We start from the raw sequence: 16,277 nt of genomic DNA on the forward strand, positions 1-16,277 counted from the left end.
GAGGGCAGGCACAGGGGCCTGCCCCTACCGTGGCAAAAATCAATTTCATCCACCCCCTTGCCAAGGGCCACCCTGTGCAATAGATTTGCATGAAGATCTTTTTCCCAAGGCAGTACCCATCAATACAATCGAAATCATTGGAGGCTGTTCATGCGTCAACGTGCGAGATCAATATTTTACGTGGTTGCTGCATTTTACCTGTTGATTGCATCGGTATCGGCCGCGGACCGCATCCCGGTTTTCGTCAGCATCGCCCCCCAGGCCTACTTCGTGCAACAGATTGGCAAGGATCTTGTGGATGTGCAGATTCTGGTGGAGCCCGGCGCCGACCCGCACACCTACGAGCCCAAACCCCAGCAGATGGTGGCCCTGTCCAAGGCCAAACTCTACTTTGCCGTGGGCATTGAATTTGAAAAAGCCCGGCTGGGCAAACTGTCGGCCATGAATCCCAACCTTCGCATCGTGCATACCGACAGCGACATCCGCAAACGACCCATGGCGACCCATGATGGGCATGGGCACGGGGAAAGCGCGCACCCGTCCGATGCTGAACACGACCAGGATCACGGGCACGACCATGGCCCGGGCAATCTTGATCCCCACATCTGGCTCTCTCCGCCTTTGGTGATGCTTCAGGCGCGTTCGATGCTGACCGCCCTGCAGGCGGTTGACCCGGCCCATGGATCGATATATGAATCCAATTATCGTGCGTTTATCATGCAGTTGGTGGATCTGGATGCCCAATTGCGGTCCACCTTTGACCGGTTCAAGGGGGCGCCTTTTATGGTTTTCCATCCTTCGTGGGGGACCTTTGCCCATACCTACGGGTTGAGGCAGGTGCCTATTGAAATCGAAGGCAAGCGCCCCAAGCCGGCCCAGCTCAAAGAACTGATCGAGCATGCCCGCAGCGATGGCATTAAGGTCGTTTTTGTTCAGCCCCAATTTTCCACCAAAAGCGCCGAACAGATTTCCAAAGCCATCGATGGCCGGGTGGCTGTCGTCGATCCATTGGCCCTGGATTGGGCAACCAATTTGCAAAAGGCTGCCGAGGAACTCAAACATGCACTCCAATGACCCTGATATCGGTGACGCCATTATCCAGATCACGGATTTGGATTTTGCCTATAACGGGCAGCGAATCCTGGAAAGTGTCAACATGACCGTCACAGAAGGGGATTTCGTCGCCATGATCGGTCCCAATGGTGGCGGAAAGACCACGCTGCTCAAGCTGATGCTGGGATTGCTCAAGCCTGACCGCGGAGAGATCCGCATTTTAGGGCGGCGGCCATCGCGGGTATCCCATCAGATCGGCTATGTGCCCCAGGATGTGAACATCAACCGTCGGTTCCCCATCACGGCCATGGATGTGGTCCTGATGGGTAAGCTGGCGCCGGGCCGGCGCTGGGCAAAAAACAGTGCCCAGGATCGCCATGACGCCCTGGACGTGCTGGATCGCATCGATATGGCCGACTTTGCCGACCGTCGCATCGGTGAGCTTTCCGGTGGCCAGCGTCAGCGGGTTTTCATTGCCCGGGCCCTGGTCACCCATCCAAAGCTGCTTCTGCTTGACGAACCCACGGCCAGTATCGATACCCGGGGACAGACCGAGTTTTATCAGCTTCTCAAACGACTCAATGACGAGGTGTCCATTGTGGTCGTCAGCCACGATTTGTTGGTGATCTCGACCTATGTCAAGTCCGTGGCCTGCGTGAATCGTCGCTTGCATTATCACCATCATGCCGAAATCACCGGCGAAATGCTGGAAACCATGTACCCTTGCACCGACGAAGAGGTCTGCCCCGTGGAACTGGTTACCCACGGCCGCCTGCCTCATCGCGTGCTCAAGCAGCACGAGGAGTGATCCATGATCGAGGCCCTGCAATTCGAGTTCATGCAAAATGCCCTGATGGCCGGTCTTTTGGCCAGTGTTATCTGCGGTATCATGGGCACCCTGGTGGTGGTCAACCGGATTGTCTTTCTATCCGGTGGGATCGCCCACGCCGCCTATGGCGGCATCGGTCTGGCATTTTATATGGGCTGGCCCTATTTGGTGGGAACGCTCGGCTTTTCCCTGACGGCCGCCATGGTCATGGCTGCCGTGACCATCAAGGCCAAGCACCGGGCCGACACCATCATTGGTGTGCTGTGGGCCGTGGGCATGGCCGTAGGCATCATCCTGATCGATCTGAAACCCGGTTATAATGTGGACCTGATGAGTTATTTGTTCGGCAGTATCCTGACCGTTCCGGACCGCGACCTGTGGATCATGGTCGGCATGGGCATTTTTATTCTGGTTATGGTGGTGACGTATTACACGGATCTGTTGGCGCTTTCCTATGATGAAGAGTTTGCCCGCATTCGCGGCGTTCCGGTCACCGCCCTTTATTTCATGCTCATCGGTATGCTGGCCGTGACCGTGGTCATGGTGATTCAGGTGGTGGGTCTGATTCTGGTGATTGCCTTGTTGACCATCCCGCCGTTTATCATGGAGGGCTATGCCCGCTCCATGCTGACCATGATGGTCGGCTCGAGTCTGCTGGGCGTACTGTTCACCGTTTCCGGACTGTGGATCTCCTACTCGTTCGATCTGACCTCGGGGGCATCGATTATTCTGGTAGCCGGCGTTTTTTTCTTCCTTAATCTTTTCGTTCAGCGCCGGTTGAGCACCCGCAAACGTCCTTCATTGGCAGTAACCAGGGAAAAAACGCAAGCCTTTGATCCCCAAAGGAGCTGATATGTGCAATCAATGCAATTATGAAACGTTGCTAAGCCGTGCCGGCCTGGAGCCCACGCCCAATCGGATCGCCGTACTCGAAGTGATCGGCAACAACCATTATCCCCTCTCGGCCACGAATATTTTCAACATTCTTGAGCGCAGCACCAGCATCAACCGCGTAACGGTCTACCGGATTCTGGATTTACTTGTTGACAATGGGGTGGTGGACCGGCTCAGTACCGGCGGGCGAGCCTTTTATTACGGCATGGCCCCCAACGAGCATCATCAGGCCCATGCCCATTTTTACTGCAAACGTTGCGGACAGATGGATTGCCTGGCGCCGGAAAGCCTCACTGTGGACACGACGGCCCTGTGGAAGACCTTTCCCGGCCGTATCGATAAGGTGGAGATCCGCATCGATGGCATCTGCAAGAATTGTCTGAAGTAGATGAAGTCCACCACTCCCGCCGATGACGCCTGTTGTGCCCATACGCACGGCTTACCATCCACGGCGCCGACCATGCGCCTTGCTGTGTTGCTCCAGTTTGCTTTCATCGCCATTCTTGCCATCCTGATTGTTTTTTATCGGCACACCCCCGCATTTGCCACCTTCAGCATCACCTTTGTGGCCATTTTTTTGGAAGCGCTGCCGTTCATGCTGCTGGGGGCGGCCATCGGCGGATTGATCGAGGTGTTTGTGTCCAAAGCCGTGATCCTGCGCATTTTGCCGTCCGGCCGGCTATCGGCCATTCTTCTGGCCGCCGGCCTGGGCATGGTTTTTCCCGTATGCGAATGTGCCATTGTACCGGTGGTGCGCCGGCTGTTTGCCAAAGGGCTGCCCCTGGGCGCCGGCATCGCCTTTTTGCTGGGCGGACCCATCGTCAATCCGTTGGTGTTTTTTTCCACGGCCGTGGCCTATGGCAATGACTTTCGTCTGGCCGGCGCTCGTCTTTTGATCGGTTACCTGATTGCCGTGATGGTGGGGTTTTTCATCGATTGGATGTTTACCCGTCAATCGGCCCTGGTGAGTATTGCTTCCGTGCTGCCAGGTGATACGCATGCGAATTGCGTTGCCACTGGATCAGCCGGTTTGTGGACAAAAACCGCGTGGGCCATGCGGCACGCGGCGGCTGATTTTGTCGATATCAGTCGCTTTCTGGTGTTCGGTGCTGTTGCCGCCGGCCTGCTGCAAACCCTGGTCGTCCGGGGTGAGCTGGCCGAGTTGATCGGATCGCCGGTCGCCTCCATCTTGCTGATGATGAGTCTGGCGGTTTTGCTCAGCCTGTGCAGCGAGGCCGATGCCTTTGTGGCCGCCTCCTTCCGGACGATGCTGCCCTTTGCCGCCCAGATGGCCTTCATGGTGCTGGGGCCCATGCTGGATTTGAAGCTGATCGCCATGTACTTCCGGATGTTCAGAAAACGCCTGATCCTGGTCCTCTCGACGACCACCGCCGTAGTTGTCTTTTTAACGATGCTGTTGATGCAGGGGGTGGGGCCATGATGGCGGAGCGGATAAACGTCGTGGGGCGGTTGCTGCGCTATCTTGACGCATTGGTGTTTGTGGCATTCGTGGGTGCACTGGGGTGGCTGCTGCTGACCGGCAACGACACGGCGTTTTTGCACCCCCGGTTCCGTCCATTTCTCACGGCCGGCGCCCTGTTGCTGGCGGTTTTTATTTTTGTCATTGTGCGGGGGCCGACGCGCGATCATGCCGGCTGGCCGCTTATCGTCCACAGTGTGCAGGCGCTGGTGCTGGCCACGCCCCTGGTCTTTTTGGTCTTTGCCATGGATCAGAACATGGGCGCCCACGCCCTGACCCGCAAATACACGGGAACAGAGCAGCAGACCCTGGCCCGGCTGATTGAAAGTGGAAAAAACAAACCAACAAAAGCGGACGGTTCGCAGACCTTCACCCTCTTGGAGATCGCCAGGCAAATGAAGCAACTGGACGGCAAACGGGTGGTTACCGAAGGGCTGGTTTACCGGCCGGCCATTATGCCGCCCAATCATCTGACCCTGTTCCGCTTTGCCATTTTCTGCTGTGCCGCCGATGCCCTGCCGGTATGGATGTTTGTGGAGCATCCCGATGTCACGGCCTTTGATGATGAGAATTGGGTCCGCGTGGACGGCACGCTGACGATCGTCAATTTCAATGGTACGGATGTGCCGGTGATCCGGGCGGATAGTATCGAGAAGAAGGCGGCACCGGTTACAGCCGAGCAATACCTGTTTTTCTAAGAGAACAGAACGATCCGATTGCGCCCCTTCTTCTTGGCGTCGTACAAGGCCTGATCGGCCTGTTTGATGAGCTCGGCGGGGACGGTGTCTGCATTGGGAGTCATGGTGGCAATTCCCATACTGAGGGTGACATGATCACCGATGGGAGAGTCGGCATGGACAAGCTTCAACCGGGAAACCCGATCCTGGACGTCCCGGGCCACCATTTCGGCTCCGTTAATGTTGGTATTGGGCAGGGCCACGATAAATTCTTCACCACCATAGCGCGCCACCAGATCCGATGATCGGCGCGCGGCATGGGCGATGGTCCGGGCGATGCGTTTCAGACAATCATCACCGGCCTGATGGCCATAGGTATCATTGTAGCGCTTGAAGTAATCAATATCGCACATGATTAGGCTAAGGGGATCTTTTTTGCGGGTCAGGTGGCGCCACTGGGCGTCGATCCAGTCGTCCAGTCGCCGTCTGTTGGCGATCTGGGTCAATCCGTCCAGGGTGGCCAGTTGCTGCAACTGCAGGTTGGCCTTTTGCAGGGCCGCCTCGGTTTGCTTGAGTGCGGCCTCGGCCTCCATCTCCTTTGAGACATCGGTCAGACATCCGCTGGAGAGCAGGATGCCGTCTGTTTCAAAGGCTTCCACAATGGCCTGATCTTTCAGCCACCCGCTATGTCCACCCGGCAAGGTCACTTTGTAGATGGCTTCCACCAGCCCCTTGGCTTTGCCTTCGTTGCGCAGGTGGCTTCTGGACTTGTGAATGTCCCCATTGGTAATGGTTTGGGTCTCTACCCGCAGCTTGTCTTTATGCTTTTTGTAGACCCGTCTTTCAATGATGCTGCTGCGGAACCGTTCGGTGAACCCATGTTGATCACACGCAAACAATTCGGTAAACCGCGGGCTCAGATATTCATACCACATTCCTTTTTTTGCATCGTGCCAGGCGGAAATATACGTGATGGCGGGATTACCGATGCTGTCCAGGCGCAATAGCGCGTCAATGCATTCGGCGATATAGGATTGCAGCCGTTGACTGTAGGGTCCGCCAATAATTTTGCCGGGATACGCCGCGTCCGGTAGCTTGCCAACAACAGAGTCGCTCATTGGTGCCTGCCTGTGGTTGAATCAGTGGGATTTATACCTGGTCAATGGTTTAACACAAGTTCGTCCCCCTGCCAACATGAAGGCTAGTGATCCTGACGCAGCCGGGTGACCGCCCCTACCACCACGTCCACGGCACGGTCGATTTCCTCGGCCGTGGTCATGCGTCCCGTGGAAAAACGCACCGTTCCCTTGGCCCAGGCCATGGGAACCTGCATGGCTTCGAGCACGTGGGACAGGCTGATCGTGTCGGAATGGCAGGCCGCGCCTGCCGAAGCGGCGACCTCCAGGCCGATCTCTTCCAGGATACGGTTGGCTTCCAGCCCTTTGAATGAAAGGCTTACGGTGTTGGGTAGCCGCAGTTCAGGGTGGCCGTTGAGCCTTATATCGTCCAGGCGCTCGGTCAATCCCTGATGCAGGCGATCGCGCATGGCCATCAGGTGGACTTGGGTGTGGTCCAGGCTTCGATCGGCCATTTCCGAGGCTTTGCCCAGTCCCACGATTTCAAGGACGTTTTCCGTGCCCGCCCGCCAGCCCATTTCCTGACCGGCACCGTGGCAGAATTTTTCTGGAAGCAGGCCGTCTTTTACAAACAACGCGCCAATGCCCTTGGGGGCGTAGAGTTTATGGCCGGCGATACTGAGCAGGTCAATGCCGAGTGTGTGAACGTCGGTGGGGATTTTCCCCATGCTCTGGGCGGCGTCGGTGTGCATCACGATACCCTTGCTGTGGGCCAGGGCGGCGATCCGGGCGATGGGCTGGATCGTACCCACCTCGTTGTTGGCATGCATGACGGAAATCAGAATCGTATCCGGCCGGATGGCGGCGCCAATGTCATCCACATCCACCATGCCGGTTTCATCCACGGCAACATAGGTGGTTTCGAATCCTTCCTGTTCGAGGTGCCGGCACACTTCCAGCACAGCCGGGTGTTCCACGGTGGTGGTGATCAGATGACGGCCTTTTTCCTTTAGCGCCCGGGCCATGCCTTTGATGGCATGATTGTTGGATTCGGTGCCGCCGGAGGTGAAAAAAACTTCCCGGGGCTTACAGTTCAGCAGGCCGGCCACCTGTTGCCTGGCCGCCTCAACCGCTTTTTTGGGGCGAATTCCATACCAGTGGGAACTGGAGGGGTTGCCGAATTCGGTTTCCAGAAACGGCCGCATGGCCGCGATGACTTCCGGGTCGTGAGGGGTGGTGCCGTTATAATCTAAATAAATGGGATCTACCATGGTCGGTCTCACGTTTTGTTTTATAGTGACGATCAATATATGTTGGTAATGGTGTTTGGTGCCGATGAGTATATTGATCTGGAAACAGGGTGTCAACCACGCCCCCCTGATTGCAGCATTTGTAATTTTGAAGGTGCTCAGCGGGAATTTCACCGATCGATTGTAAAACCGCCGAAGATATTTGAGGTGTTATCCAAGCTATCAGCAACCCATTCATGTCACATTAGAATTGCCTCAATCCGGCTGCGTAAGGTTTCCCGTGCAGGATGTTTCAGCCAGTGGTTTTTCATTCTTATTGCCCTTGAAAAGCAGCATTTTACTGTTGTCGTAAAGAAAGACTTGCAGGTATTGTTAAACACCATTAAAAACGTCAATCCTTTGCTGATCGGGATTTCTTCGGATATCGATATCTCTTTTGAGAACTCGATGCGTATGTTGAAATTGAATAAACATACAAAAAACCGCTGCCTTTTTTTGCTTTTGGATGATGACGATGAGAAAGATCAGAACGCCTTCAAGCTGACTCAACAATTCGGTATCACCGTTTTCCGTGGGATTGTCGATCCGAATGATTTAGCACGGCAGATAACCCTCCTGGCCCTCAGTAAAAAATGCAGGGATCGTCAGTCCACCGAAAAAAAACAGTCTTAATTGCACGGGCGCTTTTTAAATTTCTACCCTTGATTTTTCGTCGCTGATCCTACAAAATTCTAACTTTGTTTTTTCATTGAATTGCTTACGGCGTCCAGGCCCAAAATGATGGTGGGTTGGCTGATCCAGACTTTTCAAACAGGCGCTAACATCCGCCGTGATCACCGATAGCATGAAACATGGTGGAGAACACTGCACAGCTGAACGGAAAATTGATGCTACCATCCCGAAGTCCCAATCCCGTCCCGTCCCGAACTTCAAAACAACAAGCGTCCGCCGAGCGATCGGCCCTTTTTGTTTCCACATTGACCTCATTCATGGGGCCGTTCATGATTTCTTCGGTCAACGTGGCCCTGCCGACCATTCAACATGAACTGGCGATGACGGCTGTTGAATTGGGCTGGGTGGCCACATCGTATCTGTTGGCCATGGCCGTGGGGTTGATTCCGGCTGGTAAGATCGCCGATATTCACGGCCGCAAAAAAGTTTTCTCCATTGGACTTTTGATCTATACCATCGGGTCCACGGCCGCGGTGATTGCCGGGAATACGGTTGCTTTTCTTGCCTTACGCGTTGTTCAGGGGCTGGGGGCGGCGCTTTTTGTGACCACGGGGATGGCCATTTTAACGTCGGTTTTTCCTCTCCACAAGCGGGGGCGGGCCATTGGCGTGTATGTCTCGGCCGTTTATTTGGGATTGTCCGTGGGACCGTTTATCGGTGGGGTGATGACCCAGCAGTTCGGCTGGCGCAGTATTTTTGCGGTCATGTTTCCGTTGGGGGCCATGTCCATCTTGGTCACGCGGGTTTTTCTGAAAGGGGAATGGGCCGATGAAGAGAGTCATCGTCTGGATGTTCCAGGATGCCTGATTTACGCTATTGCCATTGTTGCCCTGGTTTACGGGGCATCGATTCTGCCAGGGGCGACCGGATGGATCCTGGTTCCGGTTGGCATACTTGGCCTGGTGCTGTTTTTTCTGCAGCAGCGCCGGGCTTTAGACCCGGTGTTCGAGGTCACCCTGTTCCTCGAAAACCGGACCTTTACCTTTTCCAGTCTGGCCGCCCTGCTCAACTATTCGGCTACTTTTGCCGTGACCTTTATGATGAGCCTCTACCTGCAATACATCAAGGGCATGCCCCCCCAGGCCGCCGGCTCGATCCTGATGGCGCAACCAGTGGTCATGGCCCTTTTTTCTCCCCTGGCCGGCCGCCTTTCCGACCGCATCCAGCCGCGGCTTTTGGCCACCGCCGGGATGAGCATTACCACCGTAGGGATGGTTGTTTTCACGCAGCTCGCAGCCTCTTCCAGCATCTCTTTCATTACCGGCAACCTGATCCTGTTGGGATTGGGCTTTGCCCTGTTTTCCTCGCCCAACATGAGTGCCATCATGGGCGCCGTGGATAAAAAGGATTACGGCCTGGCTTCGGGCACAGTGGCCACCATGCGCCTTTTGGGGCAGATGACCAGTATGGCCATTGCCACTGTGGTGCTGACCTATTTTGTCGGGCACCATGTGATCGAACCTGCCAATTATGATCGTTTCATGGCCAGCGTACAGATGGTTTTCAGTGTGTCGGCCGTTTTATGCACGGTTGGCATCTATTTTTCCATGTTCAGGGGGCGGTTGAGATAGCCTTTATTCGTCCGTTTGGGGCGGCAGTGTGTCCGCAGCGTTTTCATCATCAGCCGGTTTGGTTTCTGACAGCTGCCGGACGGCCTGGGTCAGGCCATTGAGATCGCCGGCTTTAAGACCGATTTCCGCCATCAGCATGTCCACCAGCGGGGCTTGCCCGCGGTAGCGCAGGGCGCTGCTGACCACTTGATCGGCCAGGTTTCCACCGGCAGCGGTGGGCTGGCCGTCGGTGTTCGCATTGGCGTTTGGGCCGAATCCATCCAGTTGGAAGATTTTTATGCCGTCGATGTTCTCGATGGGTTTGACGCTTTCCCGGATGATTGCCGGCAGGTGATCGATCAAGGCCAGACGGATCTGCATGGCCACCTGTTCTTCGGATAAAATATTATCGGCTTCGTGAATGGCCTGTTTACCAGCGGCTTCGACCGCATAGCGTTTTTCGGCGGCTTCGGCACGCAGGATTTCTGAATCGGCTTCACCCTGGGCCTGGATCCTGACTTTTTCCGCATCGGCATTGGCCAGGGTGCGCACCGCCTCGGCCTTGTCGATGGCGGACAGCTTTTCCGCTTCGGCGGCCACTTTGATTTTGATGGCCTCCCGCTCGGCGGCCTGGGCGGCTTCGACCAATTCAACGGCTTTGGCCCGTTCGGCCTTTTGGGTCTCACGCACCGTGACCACGGCTTCTTCTTCCTTTACCGCCGTGGCCCGGGCGCGGTCCGCCTCGGCCTGGGCTTCGGACTGGGCTTTGGATTTTTCGGCAATGGCGATGGCGCGGTCCTGCTCAGCCAGCTCAATGGTTTTATGGCGCTCGATTTCAGCCGTCTCAACGGCTTTCTGCTTGGCGATTTCTCTTTCCTTGAGCATTTTGTCTTTTTCGATGCGTCCTTCTTCGACCGCCCGTTCGGCATCGATATTGGCCGTGTCCACTTTTTGTTTGGCCTCGATATCCGCCTGCTGGGCCTCTCGGTTTTTCTCAGCCTGTTCGCGTTTGATTTCCGCAGCCTGGGCCGCCCGCCGAATCTCTATCTCGCGTTCCTGTTCCAGCCTGGCATACTCCTGCTCCTTGGCGATGTCGTATTTTTTGCGCTGGGCCTCCAGGTTTTTGTTGGCCACCGCTACCTCGGTGTCCTGCTCGATATCATTGCGTTTCTTGCGCCGTTCCTCGATGGCTTCGGTCAGTTTGGTAAGGCCTTCGGCATCAAAGGCGTTGTCCGGATTGAAGAATTCCTTGCCGGTCTGATCCAGACCGGTCAGGGAGACCGATTCCAGCTCCAGCCCGTTTTTGAGCAGATCCTCGGAAACCACCTGCTGGACTTTCTGGACGAAATCGACCCGCTGCTCATGCAATTCCTCCATGGCCATTTCCGCGGCCACGGCGCGCAGGGCGTCGACGAATTTGCCCTCGACCAGGGACTTGAGCTCATTGGGGTTCATGGTTTTCTGGCCCAGGGTCTGGGCCGCATTGGCAATGGCGTCCTGGGTGGGCTTGACGCGCACATAAAATTCAGCCATCACATCCACACGCATGCGATCGCGTGTGATCAGGGCCTGCTGGTTGGCCCGCTGGACTTCCAGACGCAAAGTGTTCATGTTGACCGGAATGGTGTCATGCAGCACCGGTAAAACCAGAGCGCCGCCGTTCAAGATGACTTTCTGTCCACCAAACCCGGTACGAACGAAGGACACTTCTTTGGACGCCCGGTGGTACAGCCTGGCCAGGATCATACCAATGACGATCATGGCAACAAGGATGGTGCCGGCAACGAAGATCACTTTGGTGAAATTGAGCATGCCAAATAGTTCGCCCATGTTTTTCCCTCCTATCTGAATTTAAGCGTATTAAAGCTCTTTTTTCAAAGCGGCCGATGTATTTTGAATCGCCCTGAAGGTCGCCCCCTGCTGGCTGACCAGAAGCACCTCTGTGCCTTGCGGAAACTCTTCTTCGGCGTCATCGGGCTCGATCATTACATAGTGCGACTGGCCATAGCGATCATTCAGCCTCCCTTGTGCCGGGCTGCCGAATCTGGCCTTGCCGGTCGTAATCACCGCCACCAGCCCGATAAAACTCTTCTCAGCGACCGCTTCGGTTTCGTCCTTGGGCATGATCCGGGCCAGCATGCCGCCCAACAGGCGTACCATGGGCAGGGCCAGGACAATGGCAGCGATCGCGGCCAGCGTTACGGGCAGGAACGTGCCGACCATCCGGGTGGCAAGGGACTGGATGCCAAAGCCAAGCAGACCGAAAGCGGTCAAAAAAATCACCAGCAGCACCAAAACCGGTACCTGGCCGATGCGCAGCCAACTGAGCATTCGGGTAAGCGGACTGGACGGCTGAATGTCGGCGCCGTCCATATCGGCATCGATATCCAGATCCATGTCCACTTCCGGCATCAAGGATTCAAGAATACTGGAAAGCCCCATGCCCAAGATGGTTGTTACCCCTTCAAGTACTGCGATCAAGAGCATCAGGGTAAGCGCCACGGCAAAGGGCAGATTCTGATCCGCCAGGATAAATGCGATCATTTCTCATTTTCCATTTTGTTTTTAATGGCCACCAGACGCTCCTGAATCCTGTTTTTATGGGCCATGGATTCAAGCTCGGCGAGTTTGGTGGCTGTCTGCCGGTCACTGCTGCCCGATGCACCGGGAAGGCCCGTGGCTTTTTCCATGATGCGCTCAAAAGCCGATTCCGCGCCTCGCACGCGGCGATCCACATCGCTTGACTCCCCGGACGCGGCGGTGTCCGGCTCACCTGTGGTCGTCGTGTCGGCCCGGCTTTGTTTGTATTCCCGCAATTCTTCCTGCATCTGGCGTTTTTTGGCCAACAGGGCACTCACGTAGCCTTCAAGCTCCTTTTCCTGGTCGGCGCAATCCTTGATCGTGGCTTCCAGGACCGGTATCTGGGCTTCAATGTCTAGTTGCCTGGCAACCGCCGCCTCGGCAAGGTCATCGCGTTTGTTTTCCAAAGCCAACTCTATTTTATCGGACAAATCCTCGTGATCTTTATTTTCCGCCATCAGCCTGTTGTTGGCGAGATGTTTGTTGGCAATCACGCGCCCCAGTTCGGCACGCACGTCGTCAATGGCCGCATCGATTTCGCGAATGGCCTCTTCCATCACCGTTTCGGGGGCCGCGTTCTCAATGGCGTCCACGAGAGAATTAAAGCTCCCACTGATGATGCGGCCAATACGGTTAATCAAACGTTCTTTCATGGCAACGGTCCTTTCTTTTTATTTTTTGGCCAGGATGATCTGGCTCAGTTCGAGAACGGGTTTGATTTTAGTGCGCATGATTTCCGGATCGTAACAGGCGCATTGCTCGGTAATGGCCAATTGTAATACCGACTCCATGAGCCGGATCAGTCGCTCGGCAACACCTTGTTCAAGCTGAAACAGCGCTTGGGGTGGATCTTGATCATCTTGTGCTGAAGTAGACGAAAGCAGGAAGGCCAGGGCATCGGGAATCCATTCGGTCAACCGAGTAATTAACTCGGAATGAACGTTGTTTTCAACCTCTGCTTTTCGAATTTTGCGCAGACACGGCTGTACCAGTTCCTGGATGTGTTGCAACCGGCTGGCGTAATCCTGTTTTCGGTTTGAGCGCAGTTTGGTGTCGGCAATAATCGCCCGCAGTTTGTCACTGGGCGTCTTGGCATCATCGATGGTCAGCTGACTGATGAATTCTGCATCCTCCTGCGAGATTCGGGCACTGATGGTCACTTGTTTTGAAGGCATATTTTACTCCTTCGGCCTAATAGCGATTTGTGTTTAATGGAAAGTTGCAAAAAGACTTTTCGAGTCTATGTAAAGACATAATTATTCAAATATAATCGTTTGTCAATAAAGATATGCAAATGTATACATATGAAAACAATGTGGCGCGACCAGCTATCAGTTCAAGCTTAAAAAGGAAATAATCGTTGGGGAAAGGCTTTACGGATTCATCAGATTTGGCTGATGAAATTTTCCAGAAGTCTCCTGAAAATCTTGATTTCCGCTTCGGAAAAACCGCTGGTGCACTCCCGGGTAAGTTCCAGGTGAAAGTTGGAGTGGCGCCGGTAGTGTTTTTTGCCAGTATCGGTCAATCGGATCACGTAAGAACGGCGGTCCTCCGGGTTTTGTATCCTTTGGACGAGCCCTTTTTTTTCCAGATTGTCGATCATCACAGTAAGTGTCCCGGTTGTCACGCCCATTTTGGAGGCCAGATCCTTCATCTTGATCATATTGTTAACGCCGAGGATTTCTATGGTGTGCATCTGGGACAAGGTGATTCCGCTGCCTTCGACAATGGATTGTTCCCACGAGGACAGCTTTTCATAAAATTCAATGATCAGGTCTGATAATTCTTTCACAGGTCGTGCCCCCATGTGATTGATCGTTGATGGCTATCCATAACAACGGATTCATTCACATTCTTACACCATCTGCGAAAGAAAAAACAGGTTTGACACCCACAAGACAAGCGCATTTGAGTGATCTGTTTTCTGTGCGCGGCTGGAAGAAATGTCACATCGTGGATGGCCGTGCCTCGAATTTTTTTGAAAGATTAGGATGCGGCCCGAAACTGATCAGAACCGCATCTATATTCGATCTGTCCGTTTTTCATGGCGTAGATATCCGTTGTGGTCCGCGCCAGAAAATCAAATTCGTGGGAGACCACCACATAGGCGATATCAAGATCGTTGAGCACCCGGATGATTCGCTCAACGGTCCGCTCGTCCAGGCCGGTGGTTGGTTCGTCCAGCAGCAGGACCTGGGGCTCCATGACCAGTACCGTGGCCAGGGACACCAGTTTCTTCTCCCCTCCGGACAATTGGTAGGTGATCCGGTTTTCGAATCCGCTTAGATTGAGGGACTCAAGCATTTTCCGGGACAGTGCCACTGCTTCTTGCGGAGATTTACCCATGTTGAGCAGACCAAAGGCCACATCCTCGATCACGGTGGGGGAAAATAGCTGATCATCGGCATTTTGAAACACAAAGCCCAGTTGCCGCCGGGCCTTTCTAAAATCTGTTTCTCCATGCATGGTTTTGCCGAGAATTCGAATCGTGCCGGATTCGGGTTTGTTCAGCCCCATGAGCAGATGCATGAGGGTGGATTTGCCGCAGCCGTTGGGGCCGATCAGGCCCAATCGCTGTTCTTTGCCCAGGCAAAAGTTCAAATTGTTCAGGACGCGTCCCCGGCCCGGATAGGAAAAACAGATGTCCTTGAGGTCAATCAAAATAGGGTCGGCATCAGCCATTCCATTCCTCCCAGTAAAATCAGGGTTAGCAGTAGATAACCGGCCCAGATCCGATCGGTGGAGGAGAAGGAAAACTGATGGATGCAGTAGAATTTTCCTTTAAACCCCCGGCACAGCATGGACTGATAGACCCGTTCGGCCCTTGCCAGGGCGCGGACCAGGAGCATGCCGAACAGATAGGCATAGGTTTTATAGGTGTGCAGGTTGGTACCGGGAACAAATCCCCTGACCCGGATGGCCGTGCTAAGCCGCTGGTACTCCTGTTCCAGTACGAACACATAGCGGTAAGCGATCAAGAGCAGGTAGACGATTTTCCGGGGCATGCGCAGCCGGTTCAGTCCATGCCCCAGGGTGGCAATGGACATGGTGGCGATCAGGGCGATAAACACCATCAAAATGGCATTGGATTTGAGTGTGATCCGGGCGGCCAGGAGCAACCCTTCCCGGGAGCAGGCCACTGGCCCCAGAAGAAATGCAGGGGGGGGGGCGAAGGTGATGGGCAGTACGAGGAAAAGCAGAATATTGAAGATGTTGATGGTCGTCAGCCGTTTGGCGACGTCCTTTAGGGGCAGTCCGGACGTCAGTACCAGGATTACGGACAGAGTCAGGCCGGCGAGCAGCGTGGGAAATCCCATGGACACGGCCAGGAGGAACGAAAACAGCGTGGCAAAGACAATCCGCAGACGTGGATCAAGGCGGTGGAGTATGGACTTGCCCTGGGCAAAGGCTTCACTTAGCATGCGTTGCTCGTTTTCGTGATTCAGGCTTTTTTGCGCCGATAGCTAAAGTACGTTCCTTATACGGTGGTGCGGGGCCCGGGGTACCTGAAAATCCAGGCAGTGAATCCGGTTTGACCTTTTTAAGAAATCCGATACAAAATGCAGTCACAATGCCTTCGATTACCATCACGGGAAGGTGGGCGGTTACCACCAGGGTGGCCACCTCAACAAAATGTTCTTCAGTAAAAAGAAGGGAAATCGCGACCATGAGGGCAGTCAGCAGGACTGAAAATGCCCCGCAGGTAAAGGCCGCGACCAGGGCCATACCGGAATCTTTTTTTACTAAGTTGCCGAACAGGTAGTAACAGATAACGGCCGGACCGGCCACATTCAAGGTGTTCACCCCGAGAACGGTAATGCCTCCAAACTGAAAAAACATGGCCTGCAGGGCCAATCCAACCAGGATGGCGGGAAAGGCTCCCCATCCAAGCAGCAGTCCCACGATGCCGTTGAGAAGGAGATGGACACTGGAAGGGCCGATGGGCACGTGGATCAGGGATGCCATGAAAAAGGCCGATGACAGGATGCCCACCTGGGCCATATGGTCATAGTCCAGTTTTTTCAATCCGATAGCAGTGCCTAATACTGTCAGAGCGCCGCCGCTCAAGAGAACCGGTGCCGAAAGCACACCTTCTGATATGTGCATAATCTTTCACTCCATTGATCGGGCTGATCATGTTTATAAACAAAATTGA

The 16,277-nt window shown here is 54.7% G+C and carries 18 protein-coding genes; 8 read left to right on the forward strand and 10 right to left on the reverse strand.

Going from position 1 to position 16,277, the window contains the following annotated elements:
• Positions 1 to 150 precede the first annotated feature (150 nt).
• Genes Dvar_RS02415 through Dvar_RS02440 form a run of 6 tightly spaced genes read left to right on the forward strand, consistent with a single transcriptional unit; the run spans position 151 to position 4,954 of the window.
• The gene (locus tag Dvar_RS02415; RefSeq protein WP_419660136.1) at positions 151 to 1,074 is read left to right on the forward strand and encodes a metal ABC transporter solute-binding protein, Zn/Mn family; all 924 of its coding nucleotides are present in this window, start codon (positions 151 to 153) and stop codon (positions 1,072 to 1,074) included.
• On the forward strand, positions 1,061 to 1,861 hold the full coding sequence (locus tag Dvar_RS02420; RefSeq protein WP_419660137.1) for a metal ABC transporter ATP-binding protein: 801 nt from the start codon (positions 1,061 to 1,063) through the stop codon (positions 1,859 to 1,861). The genes Dvar_RS02415 and Dvar_RS02420 overlap by 14 nt, the downstream gene beginning before the upstream one ends.
• A gap of 3 nt (positions 1,862 to 1,864) precedes the next feature.
• Positions 1,865 to 2,734 carry a metal ABC transporter permease gene (locus tag Dvar_RS02425; protein WP_419660138.1) on the forward strand — a complete coding sequence of 290 codons (870 nt, stop codon included), beginning with the start codon at positions 1,865 to 1,867 and terminating at the stop codon, positions 2,732 to 2,734.
• 1 nt (position 2,735) lies between these two features.
• Complete coding sequence (locus Dvar_RS02430; RefSeq protein WP_419660139.1) at positions 2,736 to 3,164, forward strand: Fur family transcriptional regulator; 429 nt, start codon at positions 2,736 to 2,738, stop codon at positions 3,162 to 3,164.
• A complete protein-coding gene (locus tag Dvar_RS02435) occupies positions 3,165 to 4,217 on the forward strand; it encodes a permease (protein ID WP_419660140.1) in 1,053 nt (350 codons plus the stop codon).
• Positions 4,214 to 4,954 (forward strand): TIGR03943 family putative permease subunit, encoded by a 741-nt coding sequence (locus Dvar_RS02440; protein ID WP_419660141.1) that lies wholly within the window; start codon positions 4,214 to 4,216, stop codon positions 4,952 to 4,954. Before Dvar_RS02435 ends, Dvar_RS02440 begins: the two co-directional genes overlap by 4 nt.
• Here Dvar_RS02440 and Dvar_RS02445 read toward each other — a convergent pair.
• Entirely contained in the window at positions 4,951 to 6,051 is a 1,101-nt protein-coding gene (locus Dvar_RS02445) for a GGDEF domain-containing protein (protein ID WP_419660142.1), read from the reverse strand. The genes Dvar_RS02440 and Dvar_RS02445 overlap by 4 nt on opposite strands.
• Positions 6,052 to 6,134: 83 nt before the next feature.
• Positions 6,135 to 7,280 (reverse strand): cysteine desulfurase family protein, encoded by a 1,146-nt coding sequence (locus Dvar_RS02450; RefSeq protein WP_419660143.1) that lies wholly within the window; start codon positions 7,278 to 7,280, stop codon positions 6,135 to 6,137.
• A 39-nt stretch (positions 7,281 to 7,319) separates the two neighbouring features.
• Here Dvar_RS02450 and Dvar_RS02455 point away from each other — a divergent pair, with 39 nt between their 5' ends.
• Positions 7,320 to 7,931, forward strand: coding sequence for a hypothetical protein (locus Dvar_RS02455; RefSeq protein WP_419660144.1), 612 nt, complete (start codon positions 7,320 to 7,322; stop codon positions 7,929 to 7,931).
• Between the two features lie 215 nt (positions 7,932 to 8,146).
• Positions 8,147 to 9,562: an MFS transporter gene (locus Dvar_RS02460; protein WP_419660145.1), complete on the forward strand. Its 1,416-nt coding sequence runs from the start codon at positions 8,147 to 8,149 to the stop codon at positions 9,560 to 9,562.
• Positions 9,563 to 9,565: 3 nt separating this feature from the next.
• On the opposite strand, the gene Dvar_RS02465 is transcribed toward Dvar_RS02460, so the two are convergent.
• The 8 genes from Dvar_RS02465 to cbiM all read right to left on the reverse strand — a co-directional run bounded on the left by Dvar_RS02465 (position 9,566) and on the right by cbiM (position 16,228).
• Positions 9,566 to 11,371, reverse strand: a complete 1,806-nt coding sequence (locus Dvar_RS02465; protein ID WP_419660146.1) for a flotillin family protein — start codon at positions 11,369 to 11,371, stop codon at positions 9,566 to 9,568.
• Between the two features lie 30 nt (positions 11,372 to 11,401).
• The gene (locus tag Dvar_RS02470; protein ID WP_419660147.1) at positions 11,402 to 12,085 is read right to left on the reverse strand and encodes a YqiJ family protein; all 684 of its coding nucleotides are present in this window, start codon (positions 12,083 to 12,085) and stop codon (positions 11,402 to 11,404) included.
• On the reverse strand, positions 12,082 to 12,774 hold the full coding sequence (locus Dvar_RS02475) for a PspA/IM30 family protein (RefSeq protein ID WP_419660148.1): 693 nt from the start codon (positions 12,772 to 12,774) through the stop codon (positions 12,082 to 12,084). The genes Dvar_RS02470 and Dvar_RS02475 overlap by 4 nt, the downstream gene beginning before the upstream one ends.
• Before the next feature lie 18 nt (positions 12,775 to 12,792).
• A complete protein-coding gene (locus Dvar_RS02480; RefSeq protein ID WP_419660149.1) occupies positions 12,793 to 13,296 on the reverse strand; it encodes a hypothetical protein in 504 nt (167 codons plus the stop codon).
• 209 nt (positions 13,297 to 13,505) lie between these two features.
• Positions 13,506 to 13,913, reverse strand: coding sequence for a MarR family winged helix-turn-helix transcriptional regulator (locus Dvar_RS02485; RefSeq protein WP_419660150.1), 408 nt, complete (start codon positions 13,911 to 13,913; stop codon positions 13,506 to 13,508).
• A gap of 194 nt (positions 13,914 to 14,107) precedes the next feature.
• Positions 14,108 to 14,803 (reverse strand): energy-coupling factor ABC transporter ATP-binding protein, encoded by a 696-nt coding sequence (locus Dvar_RS02490; protein WP_419660151.1) that lies wholly within the window; start codon positions 14,801 to 14,803, stop codon positions 14,108 to 14,110.
• Positions 14,779 to 15,543: a cobalt ECF transporter T component CbiQ gene (gene cbiQ, locus Dvar_RS02495; protein ID WP_419660152.1), complete on the reverse strand. Its 765-nt coding sequence runs from the start codon at positions 15,541 to 15,543 to the stop codon at positions 14,779 to 14,781. The genes Dvar_RS02490 and cbiQ overlap by 25 nt, the downstream gene beginning before the upstream one ends.
• Positions 15,533 to 16,228 (reverse strand): cobalt transporter CbiM, encoded by a 696-nt coding sequence (gene cbiM / locus Dvar_RS02500; RefSeq protein WP_419660153.1) that lies wholly within the window; start codon positions 16,226 to 16,228, stop codon positions 15,533 to 15,535. The genes cbiQ and cbiM overlap by 11 nt, the downstream gene beginning before the upstream one ends.
• Between the last annotated feature and the right edge of the window lie 49 nt (positions 16,229 to 16,277).

It is taken from the genome of Desulfosarcina variabilis str. Montpellier (assembly GCF_048565275.1).
Lineage (GTDB): Bacteria > Desulfobacterota > Desulfobacteria > Desulfobacterales > Desulfosarcinaceae > Desulfosarcina > Desulfosarcina variabilis.

Coding starts and splice junctions, on each gene's coding strand:
- Dvar_RS02415 (WP_419660136.1), top strand. CDS start 151: ATGCGTCAACGTGCGAGATCAATATTTTACGTGGTTGCTGCATTTTAC.
- Dvar_RS02420 (WP_419660137.1), top strand. CDS start 1,061: ATGCACTCCAATGACCCTGATATCGGTGACGCCATTATCCAGATCACG.
- Dvar_RS02425 (WP_419660138.1), top strand. CDS start 1,865: ATGATCGAGGCCCTGCAATTCGAGTTCATGCAAAATGCCCTGATGGCC.
- Dvar_RS02430 (WP_419660139.1), top strand. CDS start 2,736: ATGTGCAATCAATGCAATTATGAAACGTTGCTAAGCCGTGCCGGCCTG.
- Dvar_RS02435 (WP_419660140.1), top strand. CDS start 3,165: ATGAAGTCCACCACTCCCGCCGATGACGCCTGTTGTGCCCATACGCAC.
- Dvar_RS02440 (WP_419660141.1), top strand. CDS start 4,214: ATGATGGCGGAGCGGATAAACGTCGTGGGGCGGTTGCTGCGCTATCTT.
- Dvar_RS02445 (WP_419660142.1), bottom strand. CDS start 6,051: ATGAGCGACTCTGTTGTTGGCAAGCTACCGGACGCGGCGTATCCCGGC.
- Dvar_RS02450 (WP_419660143.1), bottom strand. CDS start 7,280: ATGGTAGATCCCATTTATTTAGATTATAACGGCACCACCCCTCACGAC.
- Dvar_RS02455 (WP_419660144.1), top strand. CDS start 7,320: ATGTTGGTAATGGTGTTTGGTGCCGATGAGTATATTGATCTGGAAACA.
- Dvar_RS02460 (WP_419660145.1), top strand. CDS start 8,147: ATGCTACCATCCCGAAGTCCCAATCCCGTCCCGTCCCGAACTTCAAAA.
- Dvar_RS02465 (WP_419660146.1), bottom strand. CDS start 11,371: ATGGGCGAACTATTTGGCATGCTCAATTTCACCAAAGTGATCTTCGTT.
- Dvar_RS02470 (WP_419660147.1), bottom strand. CDS start 12,085: ATGATCGCATTTATCCTGGCGGATCAGAATCTGCCCTTTGCCGTGGCG.
- Dvar_RS02475 (WP_419660148.1), bottom strand. CDS start 12,774: ATGAAAGAACGTTTGATTAACCGTATTGGCCGCATCATCAGTGGGAGC.
- Dvar_RS02480 (WP_419660149.1), bottom strand. CDS start 13,296: ATGCCTTCAAAACAAGTGACCATCAGTGCCCGAATCTCGCAGGAGGAT.
- Dvar_RS02490 (WP_419660151.1), bottom strand. CDS start 14,803: ATGGCTGATGCCGACCCTATTTTGATTGACCTCAAGGACATCTGTTTT.
- cbiQ (WP_419660152.1), bottom strand. CDS start 15,543: ATGCTAAGTGAAGCCTTTGCCCAGGGCAAGTCCATACTCCACCGCCTT.
- cbiM (WP_419660153.1), bottom strand. CDS start 16,228: ATGCACATATCAGAAGGTGTGCTTTCGGCACCGGTTCTCTTGAGCGGC.